Origin of the sequence: Bifidobacterium asteroides, from assembly GCF_009683175.1 — a bacterium.
Taxonomy (GTDB): Bacteria; Actinomycetota; Actinomycetes; order Actinomycetales; family Bifidobacteriaceae; genus Bombiscardovia; species Bombiscardovia asteroides_H.
The window spans coordinates 88,973-110,537 of sequence record NZ_WKKW01000006.1 but is presented as its reverse complement, the minus strand read 5'-3'; the positions used below and the strand labels follow the sequence as shown (position 1 = coordinate 110,537).

Annotated in this window: 14 protein-coding genes and 2 tRNA genes; 5 read left to right on the top strand and 11 right to left on the bottom strand. The window is 58.9% G+C overall.

The features are described 5' to 3' along the window. Nucleotides 1-685 precede the first annotated feature (685 nt). From GKC41_RS08725 to GKC41_RS08145, 7 genes are all read right to left on the bottom strand, one after another. Nucleotides 686-1,954 carry a restriction endonuclease subunit S gene (locus tag GKC41_RS08725; protein ID WP_195760219.1) on the bottom strand — a complete coding sequence of 423 codons (1,269 nt, stop codon included), beginning with the start codon at nucleotides 1,952-1,954 and terminating at the stop codon, nucleotides 686-688. Between the two features lie 2 nt (nucleotides 1,955-1,956). Next, entirely contained in the window at nucleotides 1,957-2,724 is a 768-nt protein-coding gene (locus GKC41_RS08170) for a hypothetical protein (RefSeq protein WP_229281729.1), read from the bottom strand. A gap of 110 nt (nucleotides 2,725-2,834) precedes the next feature. Beyond that, nucleotides 2,835-4,409, bottom strand: coding sequence for a type I restriction-modification system subunit M (locus GKC41_RS08165; protein ID WP_154313759.1), 1,575 nt, complete (start codon nucleotides 4,407-4,409; stop codon nucleotides 2,835-2,837). Nucleotides 4,410-4,414: 5 nt separating this feature from the next. Next, nucleotides 4,415-7,327 carry a type I restriction endonuclease subunit R gene (locus GKC41_RS08160; RefSeq protein ID WP_154313758.1) on the bottom strand — a complete coding sequence of 971 codons (2,913 nt, stop codon included), beginning with the start codon at nucleotides 7,325-7,327 and terminating at the stop codon, nucleotides 4,415-4,417. 79 nt (nucleotides 7,328-7,406) lie between these two features. Then, on the bottom strand, nucleotides 7,407-7,595 hold the full coding sequence (locus tag GKC41_RS08155) for a hypothetical protein (RefSeq protein WP_198206378.1): 189 nt from the start codon (nucleotides 7,593-7,595) through the stop codon (nucleotides 7,407-7,409). A gap of 397 nt (nucleotides 7,596-7,992) precedes the next feature. Continuing rightward, nucleotides 7,993-8,065, bottom strand: a tRNA-Ala gene (locus tag GKC41_RS08150). A 37-nt stretch (nucleotides 8,066-8,102) separates the two neighbouring features. Next, nucleotides 8,103-8,176, bottom strand: a tRNA-Ile gene (locus GKC41_RS08145). Nucleotides 8,177-8,280: 104 nt separating this feature from the next. On the opposite strand from GKC41_RS08145, the gene GKC41_RS08140 reads away from it, so the two are divergent. Both GKC41_RS08140 and GKC41_RS08135 read left to right on the top strand, forming a co-directional pair. Continuing rightward, complete coding sequence (locus GKC41_RS08140; RefSeq protein ID WP_195760218.1) at nucleotides 8,281-8,889, top strand: M48 family metallopeptidase; 609 nt, start codon at nucleotides 8,281-8,283, stop codon at nucleotides 8,887-8,889. Nucleotides 8,890-9,382: 493 nt separating this feature from the next. After that, nucleotides 9,383-10,150 (top strand): SDR family oxidoreductase, encoded by a 768-nt coding sequence (locus GKC41_RS08135; protein ID WP_154313756.1) that lies wholly within the window; start codon nucleotides 9,383-9,385, stop codon nucleotides 10,148-10,150. A 111-nt stretch (nucleotides 10,151-10,261) separates the two neighbouring features. On the opposite strand, the gene GKC41_RS08130 is transcribed toward GKC41_RS08135, so the two are convergent. The 3 genes from GKC41_RS08130 to GKC41_RS08120 form a co-directional block, all read right to left on the bottom strand. Further along, nucleotides 10,262-11,875 carry a Na+/H+ antiporter NhaA gene (locus GKC41_RS08130; protein WP_267872863.1) on the bottom strand — a complete coding sequence of 538 codons (1,614 nt, stop codon included), beginning with the start codon at nucleotides 11,873-11,875 and terminating at the stop codon, nucleotides 10,262-10,264. A gap of 234 nt (nucleotides 11,876-12,109) precedes the next feature. Beyond that, a complete protein-coding gene (locus GKC41_RS08125) occupies nucleotides 12,110-12,589 on the bottom strand; it encodes a Dps family protein (RefSeq protein WP_144178623.1) in 480 nt (159 codons plus the stop codon). A 213-nt stretch (nucleotides 12,590-12,802) separates the two neighbouring features. After that, nucleotides 12,803-14,155 carry a hemolysin family protein gene (locus tag GKC41_RS08120; RefSeq protein ID WP_154313753.1) on the bottom strand — a complete coding sequence of 451 codons (1,353 nt, stop codon included), beginning with the start codon at nucleotides 14,153-14,155 and terminating at the stop codon, nucleotides 12,803-12,805. A 156-nt stretch (nucleotides 14,156-14,311) separates the two neighbouring features. Between GKC41_RS08120 and GKC41_RS08115 the strand changes: the two genes are divergently transcribed. The 3 genes from GKC41_RS08115 (at nucleotide 14,312) to GKC41_RS08105 (ending at nucleotide 17,307) form a co-directional block, all read left to right on the top strand. Continuing rightward, nucleotides 14,312-14,875 carry a redoxin domain-containing protein gene (locus GKC41_RS08115; protein WP_154313752.1) on the top strand — a complete coding sequence of 188 codons (564 nt, stop codon included), beginning with the start codon at nucleotides 14,312-14,314 and terminating at the stop codon, nucleotides 14,873-14,875. 120 nt (nucleotides 14,876-14,995) lie between these two features. Beyond that, complete coding sequence (locus GKC41_RS08110) at nucleotides 14,996-16,747, top strand: FAD-dependent oxidoreductase (protein ID WP_154313750.1); 1,752 nt, start codon at nucleotides 14,996-14,998, stop codon at nucleotides 16,745-16,747. Between the two features lie 278 nt (nucleotides 16,748-17,025). After that, a complete protein-coding gene (locus GKC41_RS08105; protein ID WP_195760216.1) occupies nucleotides 17,026-17,307 on the top strand; it encodes a hypothetical protein in 282 nt (93 codons plus the stop codon). 918 nt (nucleotides 17,308-18,225) lie between these two features. Here the strand turns inward: GKC41_RS08105 and GKC41_RS08890 are convergent. Next, complete coding sequence (locus GKC41_RS08890) at nucleotides 18,226-21,456, bottom strand: InlB B-repeat-containing protein (RefSeq protein ID WP_324612113.1); 3,231 nt, start codon at nucleotides 21,454-21,456, stop codon at nucleotides 18,226-18,228. Nucleotides 21,457-21,565: the final 109 nt, after the last annotated feature.

Here is a 21,565-nt window from a genome sequence, read left to right as displayed (position 1 = left end):
GTAGACGTGGTTCTTGAGCATCTTGTTCAGCGTCTCAACACCCTTGTTGTACGCTGCCCTTCGGTATTCAGTTTGTCGGCTATCGCTGCATTGACCTTCTTGCTGCCTACTCGTCTAACATCTGCCGCACGCAGAGTGCCGTGTCCACGACGTACTGCTTTGTTGCCCTATTTACCCCATGCCCGAACAGCTTTTATGCTGTTGTACAGTGCGCGCTCGGCGTTGTAGTTCATGACACTCTGGATGTTATAACAGTTGCCAGCTGTAGTACTTCGCCATTGGTATCTATCGGGCCCTCGATGAGCGTACTCTCGGGACAATCCGTCGGGATGTTCTCCGCCGCAGGTGTATTTCGCTGTCTGCCTTCCACATGATGAGCGTATGAGGCCGAATTTGCGCAATTACTGACAGCATCAGCTGGAACACTGGGTAGGCGTCCGTGGTGCCGGATATGGCCGCGTTCTCACACTCCCTGATGATGTTAACCCGCTGGTGTCTGCCCACGCTTGTGCAAGCTCCTTCTGCTGTTTGATACTCACCTCGTCTTATGAGAGAGACGAGAACGGGTAGTACGCTACGGCGAGATTATGTTGTCGTTCAGCTCGATTTTCTCCTTGCGTGCCAAAATTATTCAACCTCCCCCTGATAAAGCCCGCCGCTACGATGACGACGAGCTTGGTTGAATCTATACGAACATCTGCTGAAGCAGGCCCTTCTTCAGCTCCCGCCACTTTGCCAGCTCGGCTTTCGCCTTAACGACAACGTTGTTAATTGACGACAGACAGTCGGCAATTTTGCGCTGTTCGGGAAGGGAAGGAATCTCTATGTGAGTCGAAGAAATATTGCTCTTACTTACGGATGTAACTTTAATTCCCTGCATATACGGACGTAATTGGTCGTGATACGCGTTGGAATTCATGTAATAGCCAAGATATTTGCTCGCGAAGGCATCTCTTGGGCGACAGGCAATCGTATGAAGACCGGAAAAAAGTGTATCAGAGCCGACATTCATTATCTCAACGACTTTTCCAACTGTATCGTCCTCTGCCGTATCAGCTATCACAATGTCCCCGTCATGGAGACAATCCCAACGCTTACAGTCGATGTTGGAATTAACGAATGGAACTCCATCATTCTGAATATCGACCACAGATCCGTACTTGATGAGCACGTCGCCATAATGAATATTCTTTGCCTGACCGCGCTTGCTATTTAGACAGTCTCTCGATAAAGTATTGTTGCTCAAACCCGTAAAAACGTCAGAGAACGATTTGCTCTCCCAATCAGGAAAATCGGACCCGTCGTCAGCCTTAAATCTGATCTTCTGACTGAACAGCTTCTGCATCGCACCCTTCTTGCGCTGTTCCCATGCGTCCACCTCGGCTTGCTGGGCAGCGATAACAGTGTCGACGGTTGAGAGCAAGTCAGCAATCTTGCGCTGTTCGGGAAGGGAAGGGACATCAATCCCAATATCGAAAAAATCTGCGGTCGGAACATTGAGAAGTCCGTGATTGCGTGCACCCTCCGCACAAATTGCAGCAACCTCGGGATTCCATTTCTGGCTGTCAAAATAATGAGTCAGATAATCCGAATCAATACCGACGTTTGGCTTCAAACCAAAACAGATGTAAAGCGTAGACAATGCACCACAAGGATACTTGTCCAATCGCTTGATCGAACCATAGTCAAACCCGACAGAATAGCTCTTATTATATGCAAACTCCCCGTTTTGCAACAGGAAATATCCGGACATGTCCTTGCTTGCCACTGTCTTCTTAAAGTAATCGCGTTGATCAACAAGGCCGTCAAGCGATGAAATAGTGAGGGGAATGTCCGTCTGATTATCCTTGTTTTTACGCGTCACACGCTTGGCAATCTCAGATAGAGTCTTCTCTTTCCAATCCGGAAAGCCCGCTCCGTCGTCGGCTTTGAATCTCAAAACAGGCATCCTCATATTCACGCCTCCCTTTCCTGCAGTACCAGATGGATATATATCTCGAACACTGCCTGCAAGAACAAATCTTCCATTGTGCTTATGGTTTCTCCAGCATATCTACCTGGCGCGCCGTATTTTTTACTCGAATCGTCATCCTTGCTGCCGTAAATCGCGATGTACTGCGCGAGAACCGTTGCAAACTTGCACGCCTCTATCTCTGACACTGTATTGAAGCCGTACTTGCGTTCAAGAACGGAAATGGGCTGTTCTGGGCCTTCGCCTCGGAATGATTCGCTCAAAACGTCCGTGATACGGCTTTCGTAAGATGATGCGCCATCAAGGTTGACGACGCGCGGACTAGCCGCACATGGCGAGCGATAATTGATTCGTTCGGCCGGAATCTTCTCGCCGCCATAATGCTCGAGGCTACGCAACACGTACTTACCGCTGTCATAGAACGGAGACTCATCCCCAGGGAAACGTGTGCGCAGAATTTCCGCCACCGCTTCGACGCACCGCTCGAAGAGTCCCTCTTCTTCCACAACGCGCAAATCCAGTCCGCAGTATTCGAGGACACGATTCTGGACTTCGAGCGTCATGCAGCAAAACTCTCGATACATCTCGCGCGAATAGTAGTGCAGGTCGTTATGCATCGCCGCCATAGCGCACAAGGGAATCAAGCCACGGTCTGCATAATGCTTCGATATGAAGGAAACCGCCTGCGACTTTACCTCCTCGGCGTGACGTCGCTCGTCACGCTCGTCCTGACGCCGCTCGAATTTCGCCATGCGCCCGCTTTGCCACAACTGCAGGCCCGCAATCACAATGGCTACGACAAGGGAAATCGACGCGCAAATTATGCTTATCCAATCCGAACAGGTCAATTACGCCTCTTCTCTCACAGCCCCAGCTGGCGCAGCATCGACTCCGCTTTGTCGACGGCGGCCTTCTTCTCGCCCTCGATACGCTTGATGTCATCTCGTACGGCCTCGAGATCGACGGGCTCCTCTTCCTCGTACGTATCCACGTAACGCGGGATGTTGAGGTTCCAGTCGTTCGCCTCGATCTCGGCCATATCCGCCACGTGGGCGAACTTCTCGACGTCCTCGCGCTTCACGTAGGCGTCCACGATCTTCTTGATGTGCTCGTCCTCAAGCGTGTTCTGGTTCTTGCCGGGCGTAAATTCTTTGCTCGCGTCGATGAACAGCACGTTGCCGCTGTTGCCGTTGCGCTTGGACTTCAGCACCAGCAGGCACACGGGGATACTCGTGCCGTGGAACAGGTTCGGCGCGAGGCCGATCACGGCGTCGAGACGGTTCAGGTCGCGAACAATGTACTTGCGGATGATCGCCTCGGCACCGCCGCGGAACAGTACGCCATGGGGCAGCAGGACGGCCACGCGCCCGTCGTCATCGTCCATGTGATAGATCATGTGCTCGACGAAGGCGTAGTCGGCGTGGGACTTCGGCGGCAGCTTGCCCGCGCCCGAATACCTTGGATCATCCAGCAAGGCGGGGTTGCCGTCGTACTTCAGCGAGTACGGCGGGTTGCAGACCTGCACCGTCATCTTCACATCGCCGTACTTGTCCTCGCGCAGCGTATCGCCCTTATAGATGTCGAAGTTCTGGTAATCCACGCCGTGCATCAGCATGTTCATGCGCGCGAGGTTGTACGTGGTGGCGTTGTTCTCTTGCCCGTAGAAGTGCCCAACGCGTCCCGTCGTGAGGTGCTTCTGCACCTCGAGCAGCATGGACGCCGAGCCGCACGTGCAGTCGCCCACCGTTTTCGCCTCGTCCAAGCCGACGGTCGCCAACGTCGCCACCAGCTTCGACGGTCCCGTTGGTGTGAAGAACTCGCCGCTCTTTTTGCCGGCGTCCGAGGCGAACAGCCCAATGAGGATCATGTATGCCGTGCCCAGCACGTCGAACTGCGATTCGGACAGCTTGAAATCGATTTCGCTGATCTTCACGATGACCTTCGCGATGAGCGCCGTGCGGTCAGCCACGGTATCGCCCAGATCGGGGTCCTGCAGCTTCATATCGTTGAACAGGCCGGAGAATGCCGCCTCGGACGCCTGGCCCATCGTGGAGCCCGTCAGCTCGTTCACTGCACGCTCGTAATCCTCGACGCTGAACTTGTCGGCGTCGTTCTCGGGACGGACGATCTTGCGGACCAGCTCGCGGAACAGGTTCCCGGGCTTGATGATGTAGCCCAGATGCTCGATGGACCACTGCTCGACGATAGGGCGGTAGTCCGCATTGGCGAACGCCTGCTCGTAGCTCAGGCCGTCCTCCTTCAGGATTTCCTGCATATAGTCCTCGGTGCGCTCCGACAGGTAGCTGTAGAAAATCGTCCCGAGGATGTAGTTACGGAACTTGGTGGAATCCATGTTTCCACGCAAATCGTTCGCGATGGCCCAGAGCTTCTGGGACAGCTCGTTCGCCTGCGCCTGATACTTTGTGGAATCAATCATCCCGCTTACTCTCCCTCCGCTCTATAGCGGTTGTAGGTGTCGATGACGAACCTCTTGATGATATTTGTCATCGTCGTGATCTCCAGAAGTCTTAAATGATATGCGGTTAGCTTCTTGCGGACGGCCTCCTCAGAGAAGTTCCCGTCGAAGGTGTACTCCGAGAAGATGTCCTGTACGTCCTTCGCCTCAAGACCGTTTTCATGGGCGAACGTCTCGATTTCGGCCTTAAGGCTCTCACACTCGAACTGCTCGTAAGCCTGCTGAACGTCGGCGTCTTCCGGCAAGTCGTAGAAGCGCGTTCGGATGAACGACTCCATGATGTCCTTCTTCGCGCGTAGGGCGTCGTTGTCCGAACGTTCGATCTCCCGCATAACAAGGTCGATGTCGCGATTGAGGTTCGCTTCGCTTTTGCGGGCTTTGTGCGCCGACTTCAGCAAGCTCAGGATGTACATCACGTTGATACGGTCGGTGCGGACCAGCTCCACGTCGAAATCCACGTCGACGGGCACGGGGACCTTCGGGTTGCGTTTCTTTGACTCGTCGTAATAATACAAATACCAGCTTTTAAAGCCCTCGTATTCCTCCTCGCCGAGAGCCACAGCTAAATCCGCCCACTCGAACTTGCCGAATGTCTTCAGCGTCGCTAGTGTGCCCGAAAGCGAGCGGAATGCGAGAATGAACTGGCGGATGTCATCCTCGCTTTGAAGCTGCCCCGCGTCGTCCACGGTCTGTGCGATCTTGCGGAGGACGGGCACCTGATTCATCCACTTGTTCATGTAATACTCATAGCTTTCGAGCAGATACTCGTTCGGGTCGCCGTCACCGGAGAACAGCCGCAGAGCATCGTCCTGCGCACGCTTGATATTGCGGTAGGAAACAATCTGTCCGAACTGCTTCGTCACCTTGTCAACTCGGTTCGTACGGCTGTACGCCTGCACCAGGGTGTGCCAGATGAGGTTCTTGTCCAAATAAAGAGTGTTCAACGGCTTCGCGTCGAATCCCGTCAGCATCATATTGACCACCAGCAGGATGTCCACCTGCGGCAGATCCTTCTGCTTCATGCGGCGCGTGATGTCCTTGCGGTATGCATCGAAGGAATCCAGACCGAATGCCGTGCCGAACATCGCGTTGTAGTCATTCATGCAGCGCTCCAGCAGCTCCTGCGAGTGCTCGTCGCCGCCCTCGTCCATGTCGCCGTTGGGCTGATACGTGAAGATGGCGGCCACGCGATACCGTTTGTCGTCATCTCTCATCTCATTCAGCGCCTTGAACGCGTCGTAGTACTTGCCTAGCGTCTTGATGGTGTCCACCGCGAACAGCGCCGTGTATACGTCCTTGCCCTGCGGGTGGGCATGCTGCTCGTGATGCTCAAAGATGTCCTCGGCCACCAAGTGGATACGCTCATCGTTGTGATACAGCGACTCCAAATCGAGGTTGTGGCGTCGGCAATAATCAGGGTCGCCCAGCTGCTCGGGATCGATGCCATTCGCGGCAATATGCTTGGCGAAAATCGTACGTTGGTACTCGACCGAGAAGCGCAAAACGTTTCCGTCCGCAATCGCGTCTTTAATCATGTAGCGATGCAGGCAGGCATCTAGCTTGGGCCCAGCGTAGAACACATCCGCGGTCGTCTTGCCATCCCTGCCGCGATTCGCCTCAAAAATGGGCGTGCCTGTAAAGCCGATATAGTTCGCATTGTTGAAATGGCGCTCGATGTCTCCGTGCATCTTGCCAAACTGGCTGCGATGGCACTCGTCGATGATAAACACAACCTTCTTGTCACGGTACGAATCCATCAGCGACTCATATCGTTTGTTCCTGATGGCGTTCGCCATCTTCTGAATCGTCGTCACAATGAGCTTATGGTCGTCCTGCTTCAGCTGCCTGACCAGTACGGCGGTGGAATCGGAGCCGTCCACGCAGTCTTTCTCAAACGAGTTGTACTCGTCCACGGTCTGGTCGTCCAGATCCTTGCGGTCAATTAGGAAGATGACCTTGTCCACCCTCGGCTCGTCACGCAGAAGCTGGGCTAGCTTAAACGAAGTCAGCGTCTTGCCCGAGCCCGTGCACGCGAAGACATAGCCATTCTTGTTGGAATCCAGCACGCGGCGCTTCGCGGCCTTCACCGCGTAAATCTGATACGGGCGCATGACCATCAGGATAGGTTCAGTGGTCTTGACGACCATGTACTTGTCGAGCATCTCCGTAAGCGTCGAGCGGCGCAGGAACTCTGCCGTGAATTCGTCCAATTTGTTGATTCGCGTGTTTTTGTCGTCCGTCCAGAAGAACACGAGGCTCTTCAGAATCGGATTGTAGGAGCCGCCGTCCATCTCGTTCTCGTTGCAGAAGTACTTTGTCTGCACGGAATTCGACACCACGAACAGCTGTAAATAATGAAACAGTCCCTTGAACGAGAACTTGCGATAGCGGTTAATCTGGTTGATCGCCTCGTTAATTTCGACACCGGGGCGCTTCAGCTCGATTTGCACCGTTGGCAGGCCGTTGATGAGAATCGTCACATCGTAGCGGTTCTTATAGACGACATCGTCCTTGTGTGCCTTGTCCATCGTTACCTGATGCGTCACCTGATAGATGTTCCGGTCGATGTCGGAGCTGAAGAAAGCCAAATACACTGTCTTCCCGTTATCCAGCGTTAGCACGTACTTATCGCGAATGATTTTCGCAGACTCGTAGACGCTGTGGTTGTTGACATGAATCATCACACGTTCGAACTCAGCATCTGAGAACGTTGCCTTGCCCTTCGCCTCGGTCAGCTTCTCGGCATTGAACGCCGCGAGCTGCTTGCGAAAATTCGCCACGACGTCGTCGTAGTTATACATCTGAACAAACTCATAACCGATCTTCTCGAGCCTGTCGATGAATAGGTTTTCGGCATCGTATTCGGAGACGTGTGCCATCTGTCTGTTTCCCTCCCTGCTTACCACTCATGGTTCGTGATGTACTCGTCAGCCGCCAGACTGAAGAACGCGCTTAGGCTCAGCCCGTAGCCTTCGCGGCAGCTGTCAGGCGCTCCTTGCTGCTTTTCGTCATGGACACCAGTGATGTGGCACGCGTTTCGCACGCGGTGGTTCCAGCGAACGCGTCGGCTTCTTCCCAACTGTGCTTCTTGGCGGCATCAGCCTCGAATGGGTCGAGCATAGCCGCTATATCCTGCTTCTTGGCCATATGCAGCCTCCTCTTTACCGCCTTGCATCAGATACTCATTATCTAACAAGTAGCTAATGAGTATCTCATCTCAGTCTTGTTCTACTTCAGATTTACCCGCTCGAACGGCAGACCGGCGGGTGTTCTCGCCTTGGCGCACATCGCACGTACAGTTCTGGCTGCTTGGCCATGGCCGTCCACGGCGACGGCGGAGCGCTTTAACCCTGTGCCTACGGTTGCCTCGGACTGCGGCAGCATGACGAGACGTTCGCGCCCAAGGGCTGAAAATAGCTTAAAACGGCAAATTTAGGCCTTCTAGGCCATAAGAACGGAAAAGGAGTGCCTACATTGCGCTCTTTAATCTATAAACAAGCTCAAACTTGTTCCTGAAGAAGATTAGTCCAACACTCTCTACCTGTGGAGCTAGCCGGATTCGAACCGGCGACCCTCTGCTTGCAAAGCAGATGCGCTACCAGCTGCGCCATAGCCCCATAAATATGAAAAGAACTTCAACCACGCAAGAATGCGTGGGCCTGGGAGGACTTGAACCTCCGACCTCATCCTTATCAGGGATGCGCTCTAACCAGCTGAGCTACAGGCCCATGCAGTGTGACCGAAGAATCACACAAATGGATAGCTTACCATAGTGTCCCCTCAAGTCAATCTCGGCGGCGTCGCGTCGCGTCTTGGCGGAAGAATGGTGGTTATGAGGCGGAAACGGCGTGCGGAACCAGTCCGGTCGGAGCAGCTGGAGGTCGGTGGTGAGACGGTTCTGGTCATCAGGAAGCGGATCGCCAACGTCTATCTGCGGGTCAAACCGCCTGACGGCCATCTGGAAGTGACGGCGCCTCTGGCCTTGAGCGATGACCGGATTCGCCTCTTTATCGACGGCAAGCGCCGCTGGATCGCAACCACTAGAGAACGTCTGGCCCGCTCGCGCGATGTCTACGCCCAACCCGGAACCGATGGTCGGCTGTCGCCGGGCCGGTCCGAGGCCGAAGCCAAGAGAATTCTCCGGGAGAGGCTGCCGACTCTGCTGGATCGGTGGGTCCCTGTGGTGGGCCGTCGGCCTGAGCGCATCAGTCTGCGGAAGATGAAAACGCGCTGGGGCTCCTGCACCCCAGCCACTGCCAGCATCCGGCTCAACACCGACCTGGCTTGGCTGGATCCCGACCTGCTGGAGTATGTGCTGGTTCACGAGCTTACTCACCTCTACGAGCACGGTCATGGTCCCGGCTTCCGCGCGCGGATGGATCGCTATATGCCTGACTGGACTGAGCGCCGTCGTCGGCTCAACCGCTATCTGGCTTTGTGACCCACGAAGCTTAGACGTCTGAAGTCATGACTTCGAGATCCATGACTTCTAGATTCATGACTCTTGGAGTCGTACACTCCTCATGAGTCCGGCACTTGTGGACTGGGAGCTTGTAAATTACGAACCCGCGGCATCATCCGTGCTGAAGATTTCGTGACCGAACCCCTCCTGGGCCATCTGGCACGAAGCTGGATTGGTTTTTGATCGTCCTGTCTATCATGATCTAACCTGACTATGCAGTCTGATTCAGCCCGATCTGGCTTTGACCTATTCAGACTCAACTAATCTGCCATTGATTCGTTCTGGCCCTACTCAAGTCTGGTGTAATGCACCACATTTGTCATTCAAGACCAAAGGAAGACTGCCGCAACCCATGCTGGTGCGCTAGCGTTGAGGAAGAGGGGCGATCCTGCTGCAGTTAGGCAGGCTCCCTGCGACTCGGAGGTGCGTGTGGAGCCGATCCGGGGCAATCAATCATGAAGGAGTAGATGAGATGACGGAATCCAAGAAGACAATCAAGCGTGCTGTGGTGACCGGCGCCTCCAGTGGCATCGGGCAGGCGAGTGCGCGGGCCTTGGTGGACAAGGGCTGGAAAGTGGTCGGCCTGGCCCGGCGCGAGGACAAGCTCAAGGCTCTGGCCGTCCAGCTGGGTCAGAATTTCACCTATGAGGTCTGCGATGTGACCGACGAGGACTCCACCCAGGCGGCCGTTAATGCTGTGCTCAAGGGTGGACCGGTCAAGGCTCTGGTCAACTGTGCCGGTGCGGCCTTCGGCAAGGATCCGGTGGCTACCTCCAGCCTGGACGATTGGCGCGGCATGTACGAGCTGAACGTCATCGGGACTCTGCGGGTCATCCAGAAGCTGCTTCCGGCCCTGAAAGAGTCGGAGGGCACGGTTCTGGTCATCTCCTCCACGGCAGGCATTGAGCCCTACGAGGGCGGCGGCGGATACTGCGCCTCCAAGGCGGCAGAACGGGTCATGGCCCGCATTCTACGGCTGGAACTGATCGGCGAGCCAGTGCGCGTGGTCGACATTGCCCCGGGCCTGGTCCACACCGACGAATTCTCCCTGAAGCGGTTTGGCGGCGATAGTGACCGGGCTGATGCGGTCTATGCCGGAGTGCCTGATCCGCTGACCGCCGACGACATCGCCGGATGTGTCACCTGGGCCCTGGAGCAGCCAGACACTGTGGACATCGACCAGATTGTGGTCCGTCCTCGTGCCGAAGGCTCATACACCAAGCTCTACCGCCGCAGCTAAGTCTGGTAAGGGACCGATCCTGGTAAAAACTGATTCTGTCAAAAACTGAGTTCGGCAGGTTAATTCTGGCAGGAACCGGGTCTGGCGGAGGTTGGGTCTTGGCAGCGAAGCCTATGTGTGCCTGGCGGATTGTAGCCGACCGGGGATGGTGCCCACAGCCACGACGAGCACGGACAGGACCGACCCTGCCAGCACGCCCAGCAAGGCTGACTCCAGGTGTGGGGATCCGGCGAAAGCCAGGTTGGCGATCAGGAAGGACATGGTGAAGCCGATCCCGCAGAGCTGGCAGAGGCCGATCAAGTTCCCGGTCGTGGAGCCGGCAGGTCGTCGCAGTCCCAGATGACCTGCCAGGACCAGCATGGTCAGGATCCCCAAGGGCTTGCCCAAGGCCAGTCCTAGCGTGGCGCCCCAAAAGACCCGGTCCGTCAGCAGTCCGGGTCCCAGCTGATCCAGGGATATGGACAGCGAGAAAAAGGCGAACACGGGCAGGACCACCAGGGCGCTCAAAGGGGTCAGGAAGTGGTCCAGCCGTTCAGCCGGTGATGGCGTCGGGTTGCGGTTTGGCTCAATCCCAGTTGGTTCAAACCCAGCTGGTTTGGTATTAGCTTGACTGGTCCCTGGTGGATGGGTCTCGGTCGGCTCGGTACCGGATGGTTTTGTATCGGTTGGCCTATGCTCGGTCGGCTCAGTTAAATTCGGCGCGGCACTGGCCGAAGACCCTTCCGCTTCTGTTGCTTCCGGTTCAGCCGCCTTCGACCTGGCGACAGGAGTCAATAGCCCCATCGCAACTCCTGCCAGCACAGGGTGGATTCCGGCCTTGAAGAGGCTGTACCAGGCCAGTAGACCGCCCCCAAGGGCGCCCAACAAGCAGAGAGGTGTCAGGGGTCGCCAAATCTGAGCGGAACGGCTCACCGCTCGGATCAGCAGGGCCCAGACCACTAGGCCGGCCAGGCAGACAAGCAGCCAGCTCGGTTGCCCCAAGCTGGAGTAACCCAGGGCGATCAGCAAGACGCCGATCAGGTCGTCGAAGATGGCCAGAGTCATCAAAAAGGCCTGCAGGGCGGGCCCGGCCTTGGGCAGGAGCAGTTGCAGAGCCGCCAGGGAGAAGGCCACATCGGTGGCCGTTGGGACAGCCCAGCCACGCAAACCGGCGGGGAAGCCCAGGTTGAACAGGCAGTAGATCAGAATCGGAACGGCCACACCGCCCAGAGCGGCCAACATGGGCAGCAGGACCTGCCTGTGGTCGCGCAGAGTGCCCGTGGCAGCCTCCTGGCGCAGGTCAAGGCCCATGGTCAGGAAGAATATGGTCAGCAGCCCGTCCTGTATCCAATCCTTCAGGGACAGGTTCAGTCCACCGGGCAGGTCCAGAGGAATCCAAGCGGCAAGAGCGTTCAGCCCCGGCCCGCTCTCTGGCAGATTGGCCAGGATCAGCCCGGCCAGGGCGCAGGCCATCATGAATAGCCCGGTGATCCGATCATTTTCAGCTAAGGATGACAGGGCGGCGAAGAAGTTTGAAGGGTGGAGTCGGTTGTGCCGGTCCCTGTCAGATCCACCCCGCCCACGCTGCGGATTTGATGGCTGGGCATTCGATGGCTTGGAATCCGTAGGTCGGGGGTCTGACTGCCTGGGATCAAAAGGTTTGGAATTCTGCTGCGAATTCGAATCGTCACAATTCTGACACCGTGGATTGATTTGAGAGGCTGGGAATGTGGGCGTGGGTGGCATGATGCTCCTGGTCGGGCGGGTAGGGTTCGGTCTTCCATGGCCGACCAGTCTTCCCGGCATGAGGCGGCGCCCGGCCGTCTCCCAAGTGCCAATTCTATCCTGAAGTCCAACAGTCTATCTCGGTAAGAGAAAATGCCAGCGGCTCCGCACCTTTTACGATGCAGGGCCGCTGGCATACCGCCTATCGGGGGCGGCGATGAGCTCTTAGAGCTCAGAAACCGAGAACTCAGTAACTCAGAACAGGTGGCTGCGCATGAACCACTGGAAGTGCTCCAGCTCCTGCACATGGTCCTGCAGGATGTTGGAGCTGACGATGTCCAGGTCGTCCAGCTTCTCGATGGCCTCGCGGTCGCGCTTGATGAAGGTGGTGTAGTAGGTGTCCAGGGCCTTCAGGTAGTCCAGGGCATCCTGGCGCCCGGTCATGGTGATGCCATCCCAGTCGCGGTTCTTCATGATGTCGTCGGGCCGTCCGGCGGGGGAGCCGCCCAGGGTCGCGATGCGCTCAGCGGTCTCGTCTGCCATGTTCAGCACCGAATCGACCTCGGGGTCCATCATCTCGTGGATGCCGATGAATTCCTTGCCCTTCATGTTCCAATGGGCGTGCTTGAGGATCAGGGCAGTCTCCTGTTCCTGGCTCAGACGGCTCTGCAGGATGGCGATGACCTTCTCGCTGGTTGCTTCGTCGAGTCCCGGTACGGTAAAGTTCAATGCCATAATCGCTCCTTAAATATGAAATTATGCCTGCGGTCGGGTCAGCCCGACCTTGTATCTCCAGACTAGAGGAAAAGGCAAAGAAACGCTTGGATTTTGCGGGAATCAACCAGTGAAATCATTCACGGACCATCTGCTACGCTGACAGTCATATTTTCTTGACTGGCGTGGGACGGTCCCCGGCCGACTGCCAGCTGGGATTCGGTTGGACGATAGCTAGGCTCCGGTCGTAGCGTCGTCTCCATTGTCGTCATCATCGCCAGCCTGGTCCTCGGCCTCCTGGCGCCGCCTGACCTCGATGGTCTCGATGCGCCGCCCGTCCACCTTGGTCACCACCATGTCATATCCGTCGTCGGAGTGGACCACGTCGCCCACCTGCCCCATCCGCCCGGTCTGGGCCAGGAAGTAGCCGGCCAGGGTCTCGTAGGGGCCATCCTCCAGCTCGATCCCGGTCAGGTCGGCGAAGTCTTCGATGGTCATGCCGCCGTCGACCGTGGCAACCCCATTGACAAAAGCGGTCGCCTGGGGGTGGGCCGGGTTCTGCTCCTCTGGCAGGTCGTACTCGTCGCGGATGTCGCCCACCAGCTCCTCGGTCATGTCCTCCAGGGTGACGATGCCGTCGGTGCCCCCGTACTCGTCGATGACTACGGCCAGGTGGATGCCCTTCTTGCGCAGCTTCTCCAGGCTGGGCAGGAGCTTGGAGGTGCCTGGCAGGGCGATGCCGGGCCTGGTCACTTCGGCCACGGTCTTGGCCTGGGGATTGCGCACGTCCATCAGGTCGCGCACATGGACGAAGCCCAGCACGTCGTCGAAGTCGCGTCCGGTCACCGGGTAGCGCGAGTAGGGCTCGTCGTGCACGAATTCGACCGCCTCCTGCAGCGGCATGTCCCCGGCGATGAAGACCACGTCGGCCCTGGGGCGCATGACCTCGGCCACGCTGGTCTCGGAGGCATCGAAGACGTCGCCCAGGATCATCCGCTCGTCCTTGCTCAGGTTGGTGTTGGAGGAGACCAGCATCCGCAGCTCGTCGTCGCTGACCTCGGTGTCGGTCTGCTGGGGGTCGAAGCCCAGGATGCGCACGATGAGGTCGGTGTTCTTGCCGATCAGCCAGATCAGCGGCCTGCACAAGGTGGTGAAGACGTCGATGGCCGGAACGACGGCCCTGGCGATGGCCTCGGTGCGCTGCATGGCGATCCGCTTGGGCACCAGCTCGGAGATGACGATGGAGCAGTAGGAGATGATCAGAGTCAGAATCACCGTGGTCAGGGTGCTGGCCAGACCCTCGTGTACGCCCCACCCGGTCAGGACGGGCACCACGTAGGGGGCGATGGATGATGCGCCGAAGGAGGCCGAGAGGAAGCCGGTCAGCGTCACGCCGATCTGCACGGCGGAAAGAAAGGTGTTGGGATCGCGGGCGATGCGGGCCACCCGGGCGCCGCGCGCGTCCTGCTGCTCCATCTGCTCCAGCTGCGAGCCTCGCAGGGAGACCAGCGCCAGTTCAGTCCCCGAGAAGACGGAACCGAGCAGGAGGAAGAAGAGAATGAGCAGGATGTTCAGCCATAATGCCATGCCTTCAATGCTAGGGTATGGACGCCCCATGTGCCCTATGTCACACCCCAGCGGTGAACCTCCGTCTTCCCCATATAGCGCTACCTGACTAGCATGAAACACGGAAGCAGGTTCGGCTTCAAGCCGACATTCCCAACGCTCCCGAAAGGATTTTTCATGTCACAGCTTCAGCACGAATTGACTGAGTTCACCACGCAGGCCTACCAGGATAACAAGACCTTCCCGGTCTCCAAGAAGAATCTGCTGGGCCACTGGTCCCTGCTCTTCTTCTACCCTGCGGACTTCAGCTTCGTCTGCCCCACCGAGCTGGAGGATCTGGCCAGCAAGTACGAGGACTTCAAGAAGATCGGCTGCGAGATCTACTCCGTCTCCTGCGACACCGAGTTCGTCCACAAGGCCTGGCACGAGGCCAACGAGAAGATCGCCAAGGTCCAGTACCCCATGCTGGCCGATCCGACCGCAACCCTGGCCAAGGACCTGCAGACCTACAACGAGGCCGAGGGCAAGGCCGAGCGTGGCGACTTCATTCTGACTCCTGAGGGCAAGGTTGTGGCCTACGAGGTCATCTCCTCCAACGTGGGCCGCAACGCCGACGAGCTGCTGCGCCGCGTCCAGGCCTCCCAGTTCGTCTACGAGCACGGCGATCAGGTCTGCCCTGCCAAGTGGGAGCCCGGTGAGGACACCATCGAGCCCAGCCTGGATCTGGTCGGCCAGCTCTGATCCGCAGCTGCCAACATCGGGAACTCGCCGATCGGAAGCGACCAGGGCGGGTTCCCTTTTCTGTATTCACGACCAGCATCCAAAACAGCACATCCGTGCATTCCTTCGGAAGAGGCATTCATGACGGAAGACAAGAATCTTTATGACGTGGTCGTCATCGGCGGCGGCCCTGCAGGCCTGAGCGCAGGACTCTACCTGGCCCGGGCGCGGTATCGCACTTTGATCCTGGAGAAGGACGACTTCGGCGGCCAGATCACCATCACGGCCGACGTGGTCAACTATCCGGGCGTGGCCAGCACCGACGGCCGCAAGCTGACCGAGACCATGCGCCAGCAGGCCCAGAACTTCGGAGCCGAGTTCATGAGCGCCGAGGCCACGGGTATCGAAGCCCAGGGCGACATCAAGGTGGTCCACACCTCCCGGGGCGACCTGCGCACCTTCGGCATCCTGATCGCCACCGGCGCCAGCCCCCGCAAGATAGGCTTCCAGGGCGAGCAGGAGTACGCGGGCCGCGGTGTGGCCTACTGCGCCACCTGCGACGGCGAATTCTTCACCGGGCGTGAGGTCCTGGTGGTCGGCGGCGGGTTCGCGGCAGCTGAGGAATCCGTCTTCCTGACCAAGTACGCCACCAAGGTGACCCTGCTGGTGCGCGAGGAGGACTTCACCTGCGATGCCGCCGTGGCTGACGAGGCCCGGGACAACGACAAGATTGAGATTCACTACTCCACCGAGCTCAAGGGGGTCTCCGCTGGCCCCGGCGGGCTGGTCGAGGCCACCATTTTGGACCGCAAGAGCGGGCAGACCACCACCTGGAAGCCCCAGGACGGCGGCACCTTCGGCGTCTTCGTCTTCGCTGGCTACGTGCCCCAGACCGGCATGCTCAAGGGCGTGGTGGATCTGGACGACCACGGCTACGTGCTGACCCACGGCTACCTGGAGACCTCGGTGCCCGGCATCTACGCCGCCGGGGATCTGCGGGTCAAGAACCTGCGGCAGGTCATCACCGCCACCGCCGATGGGGCTGTGGCCGCCGTGGAGCTGGAGCGCTACGCCTCCAACATGTCGGACAAGACCGGCCTGGTGCCGCCGCGGCCCGAGGATTCCCCCTACGCCCGCTCCGAGCGGCAGGCCGAGAACTCCGCACTGGCCTCAGGCACCTCGCCCGCACCTGTGGCCCAGGAGCACGACCAGGCCCCGGCCAAGACCTCCGGCTTCTTCGGGCCGGACATCCGCAAGCAGCTGGACATGGTCTTCGGCAAGATGACCGGAAAGCTGGAGTTGGCCCTGGATCTGGACGGCAGCCAGGTCTCCAAGGAGCTGGAAGCCTTCGTGGACGAGCTGGTAGGGCTCTCCGATGGCAAGCTGACCTCCAGGGTCGACTCCCGCACGGAGGAAGACGGCAAGGACTACGATCCCGCCGGCGACCTGCCCGATGCCCGGCCCAGCGTGCGCATCTGCCGCGTGGATGACCAGGGTGTCTCCCAGCCGACCGGGCTGGCCTTCCACGGCGTGCCCAGCGGCCACGAGTTCAACTCCTTCGTCCTGGCCCTCTACAATGCGGCGGGCCCCGGCCAGCAGGTGGATCAGCCCACCTCGGACCGTATCGATGCCATCAAGGACCAGGTGGACGTGATGATGCTGGTCTCCCTGACCTGCACCATGTGCCCGACCACGGTCCTGTCCGCCCAGCGGGTGGCGGCCCAGAACGGCAAGGTGCGCGCCGAGGCCTACGATCTGGCCCACTTCCCCGAGCTGAAGGACCAGTACCAGGTCATGAGCGTCCCCTGCATCGTCATCCGCAAGGACGGCCAGGAGACCGTGGAGTTCGGCAAGAAGTCCGTTCCTGAAATGCTGGATCTAATCGGAGCCTGACCCTGGGTCTGAGCCTGAACAGATTCTGAGAAGGCGCTGACGTCAATGCCTTTGTGGCGATGATGTCGGTGCCTTTTCTGGTGTAAGCCTCTGAATTACGTTGATGGAAAATTGCTGATGCTATCCACGGTCTACACAGTCCGCCGCCTTCGTGGTGCAAGCGGTGACCGTCGTCATCATGATCGGCTCGACAATATGGAATGATTACGCTCTATCCTGCTACATCCTGACCAATCCTCCGACCCAGACCACTCCTTTCGGTCCTGGCTCATGGCGTAATGTCCCCCGGCCGCAGCCGTGCCATCCTGGCCCACGTCCAGTTGGACGAACCCCTGCATAATCGTGGTGTTTATCTACGTATTCCCGACCTGGACCCCAAGGCCCGGTATCGGCTGGCCTGGACCGGCCCCGCCAAGCCCAGGGCATCCCTGGAGCACTTGGATCCGACGGATCCGCTGGGCACCGCCGAGATCACCGGTACCTATTCGGAGCGCGTGGGCATCCGCATACCTCGCTGCCAGCCCGATACCGTCTGCCTGATTGACCTGGTCCGGGTCTGACCCACCGCCATCAGTCATACCGCAGGGATGAAAGAGCACTGAATCATGAACCCAGCCAGCTTTAGCCTGGAAGGGCTGGACTGGATTACACTGACCACCGAAACCGACAGGGAGACGGCGCTCGCAGGACCTGGACTACATCCGCCAGGACATCGCCCAGCCCGGACGGCTGGCACTTCTACAACCGGAGCCTGGCCGCCGACCAGGAAAGCCAGTTCAGGTAGGCCTTGGCCCTGGCCTCAACCGGGGGCACCCATGCCACTCCGTCGGACTGGCTGGTCAACGACTGCCCTGAGATCTGGACTGACGACGGTGGCTGCCGCCGATACTCCTGGTATCAGCCGGCTGGCCTGGAGTTCGCGGACATGCCCGAGCGCACGACGGGTATCTTTCCGCCGTTTAAAAGTAGATGGCGACCGTGCTCGGTTGGGATGGGCACAGCCGCCAGTTCGCCGGATTGCAGTGATGGGAACCCGGCCTTACTCGTGCGAAGTACAGTGGGGAATGTTCGATAACTCCATTTACAGAGCCTCCCAAGAACTCTGCCGACTGTCTCCCCAACAGACGGTACATGTCATCCGTTTCTGCGTCTTTGTACAGTGATACAACCCTATCATCGCGCAATGACTATGACAGCCTGATCCAGTGTTGGCGGAACTCAAAGCAGGCGGAATGAGTAAACAGCGGCCAGGCTGGCTGGGGTTGTATGCCCGTGGCCAGCTTGGCCGTGTTTCCCTCTCTCCCAGGTAGGGGCGGGGGCGTGCATGCCTGCCCTCGGCTTCCGCCTGCAGAAGTGTGGTGGGGGCGCGGGAGGGAAGTGTCGGCTCTCTTGGGGTTTGAGCCTTACGTGACACGTTTCCTCCCTGCTCCCCCTGTGTGGGCTGGGGGCGGGGGGATTGATACGCCGCCCGGCCGCTCTTACTCGTGCGAAGCGTGTGACAGTCGGTGTTGTTCCCTCCGGTGGCGGCGGGATGCCAGGACCCCGCCCATGCCGGTCATGCCCGTGGCGAGGGCGAGCAGGATGCCTTCCCCTCCAGCCTGTGGGAGCACGCCTGCGGGCAGGTACGTGTACCTGAGGGAGGTGTCCGGCGCTTGGGGTGCGCCGCCCAGCGTGTAGTCCACGCTGACCGTGACCATACCCGGCAGGTGTGCAGGCGTGAGCACTGTCACGCTACCTCCATCACCACGCGTCAATCCTGTTGCGGTATTGCTGTCGAATTTGACGCCGGTGATTACTGGCGCCAGATTGAACACCACCGGCACAGGGGTCAGAACTCTGCTGGTATAGTTCCCAGTGGGGATGCTGTCGTTGCCTAACTGGCCAAATTCGTTGCTTCCCCATGCTTCGGCGCTCCCGTCCGTGCCGATCGCCAGGGAATGAAATTGTCCGCCGCTGACTTGTACGGCTTGCAGTCCTTTGTTCGTGTCAGTGGGGTTGGCGGGGTCGCGCGTGAGCACTGGAACTGATGGATCCGCTGTTTTATTGCCGAGCTGGCCATTGCTGTTGTATCCCCAGGTGTAGATGTATCCATTGCTGCCCACGGCTAGCGAATGAAAGTATCCGGCGCTGACCTGTACGGCTTGCAGTCCTTTGTTCGTGTCAGTGGGGTTGGCAGGGTCGCGCACGCGCACAGGAACCAATGACTCGCTGATGCTGTTGTTGCCGAGCTGGCCATAGCCGTTGTATCCCCAGGCGTATGCGTATCCGTCGCTGCCTACGGCCAGCGAATGAGCGTATCCGGCGCTGACCTGTACGTAGGTGAAATCTGCGGGCTTGCCTTCAGGCTTCTTCACCATGGCCGGCGTATTCCGGCTGAAGCTGGTCCCGTCGCCGAGCTGGCCATCGGCGTTCTTTCCCCAGGCGTAGGTGTTCCCGTCGCTGCCCACGGCTAGCGAATAAGAGTCTCCGGCGCTGACCTGTACGGCTTGCAGTCCTTTGTTCGTGTCAGTGGGGTTGGCGGGGTCGCGCACGCGCACAGGAACAGTCGAATGCACATAGGAACCGCTGGTGTTGTTGCCGAGCTGTCCATTGCCGTTGTATCCCCAGGCGTACGCGTATCCGTCGCTGCCTACGGCCAGCGAATAAGAGTCTCCGGCGCTGACCTGTACGTAGGTGAAATCCGCAGGCGCGTCTGCCGGCTTCTTCACCATGGCCGGCGTAAGACTAGTAGCGTACGACTGGTTGTTGCCGAGCTGTCCACTGCTGTTGCTTCCCCAGGAGTATGCGTTCCCGTCGCTGCCCAGGGCCAGTGAATGGTCGGTTCCGGCGCTGACCTGTACGTAGGTGAAATCTTTAGGCGCACCTGTGGGCTTCTTCACCATGACCGGCGTAGTCCGCATGGTTTGCGTCCCGTCGCCGAGCTGTCCATCGCTGTTGCTTCCCCAGGAGTATGCGTTCCCGTCGCTGCCCACAGCCAAGGAAAAACCATCAGCATTATAGTCGTATGTTGACGCGCTGACCTGGTTGAACCTGATGCCCCGGCTGGCGCTGTCTGGCGGGGTGACGGTTGTGGATTCCTTGCCCAGCTGGCTGCCCTTGTCGGGGCTGATGCTCCACCCGCTGTTCCGGCTTGCCGGCGACCAGTGGGCGGTCAGGGTCAGGTCCTTGGTGACTGGCTTGCTGAAATCGTAGGCGACCTGGTTGATGAACCATCCGTCGAACAGGAAGCCTTGGCGCGACGGATCGGGGGAGGGCCTCTTCACCCTGCTGTTCGGGGTGGTGAAACTCTGGTCTGCTGGTTCGGGTTCCCCCCCGCCCGTGTCGAAGTGGACTGTGAGCGTGGATCTTGGTTCGACGGCTCGTGTCAGTGGCTGGTCGACCGTGTAGGTGAGGCTTCTGGTGAAGGGTTGGCCGTCCTGCCTGCCGGTGATGGTGATGGCTGCTGGTCCCGGCTTGCGGGCGGGCATGTCCGCCTGCCATGAGCCGTTGTTCTTACTGAGTTTCAATGCTTGGCTGTCCAGGCTGGCTGATTCCAGGGTGGGCGCTGTGGTGGTGTCGAGTCTGGCCGGTTTGCCGGGCTGGCCCTGCCCGTCCAGGCTCCACATGAACACATTACCCTGCCTGCTGATGGCGGTGATCCTGCTGCCGGCAGCGGTGGCCTGCGTGTAGGCCTGTCCCTTGTTGTCTGCGCGCTCGGGTGTATCTCCGAGCTTCCAGATCCAGAGGCAGCCATCCTTGTCGGTAATCATGGCCTGGTCCTTGTTGCTGGCGATACTGCTGGCTTTTATGCCTTCCGGAAGCCCAGCGGCTATGATGCCGGTCTTGCCGTCATCCATGTAATAGGCCTGCCCGTCCGCGTCCAAGAGGAGGAACCCTTGGTTGAGGGCTTGGACTTGGATGATATGCATGTCCGGGTCATGACTGATGCGCGTGGTCTTGGCTTTTCCTGTGCTGGCTGTGTCCCTAGTCCAGGCTTGCCCGTCTGTGTCCAGGACGAGGGTACGGTTGCTGGAGCCGACGGCGGTGACGGCCTGTGTTTTCCCGGGCAGCCTGATCGTGGCTTGTTCGGGGGGCTTCGGGTTCAGTTTCTGGCTGCCTGTCAGGCTGGCTTGGAAGGCGTGGATCCGACCTTGCTGGTCCACTGCTAGAAGCCGATCATCGTTCATGCTGATGCTAGTGAATTTAGTGTTCTGGCCGGTGTCGAGCATGGTGGGCGCGGGCTGTTGGCTGGTCCAGGTGTATATCTGCTGGTCGGATCCGAGCGCGGCCTGCCATCGGCTGCCGGCTGCGGCCTGCAGGTAGTGGAACCCGTCGGATGCCTGCGCGGGGGAGGGAACCCGGTTGGGGGTGCCGTTTTGCGTCCGTGTGTAGATGCGGCCGTCGCCGGTCAGGCTCACAATCTGGTCTCCTCCGGCTTGGACACTGACGTAGTAAGGTTCCTGCCTGTCGGGAGGGCTGATTGTCAGCCGTGCGCCGGAGGCGGGCCCGTGGTCCGGATTCAGCGTCCAGTCCGTGGTCTCCGACCAGTGTGCTTTCAGGGTCGTGTCCTGGAGGATGGGCATCTGGAAGTCGAAGGGCTGGCCGTCGTATGTCCATCCGTCGAAGCGGAAGCTTTCACGCTGCGGGTTCTTTTCCGGGGGAGTGGCGAGGGTGCCGGTTTTCACGGTTGACTGAGTGGGCTTGCTGCCGTCGTCGGGGTCGAAACGCACTGTATGCGAAGCCTTATCATCTGTTTTTTCGGCTGATTTAACCGGTGTAGAGTCTGCGCTGCCGGGTGATTTTGTTGTCGATGACGGGGTGTCCGGACTAGGCGTTGCG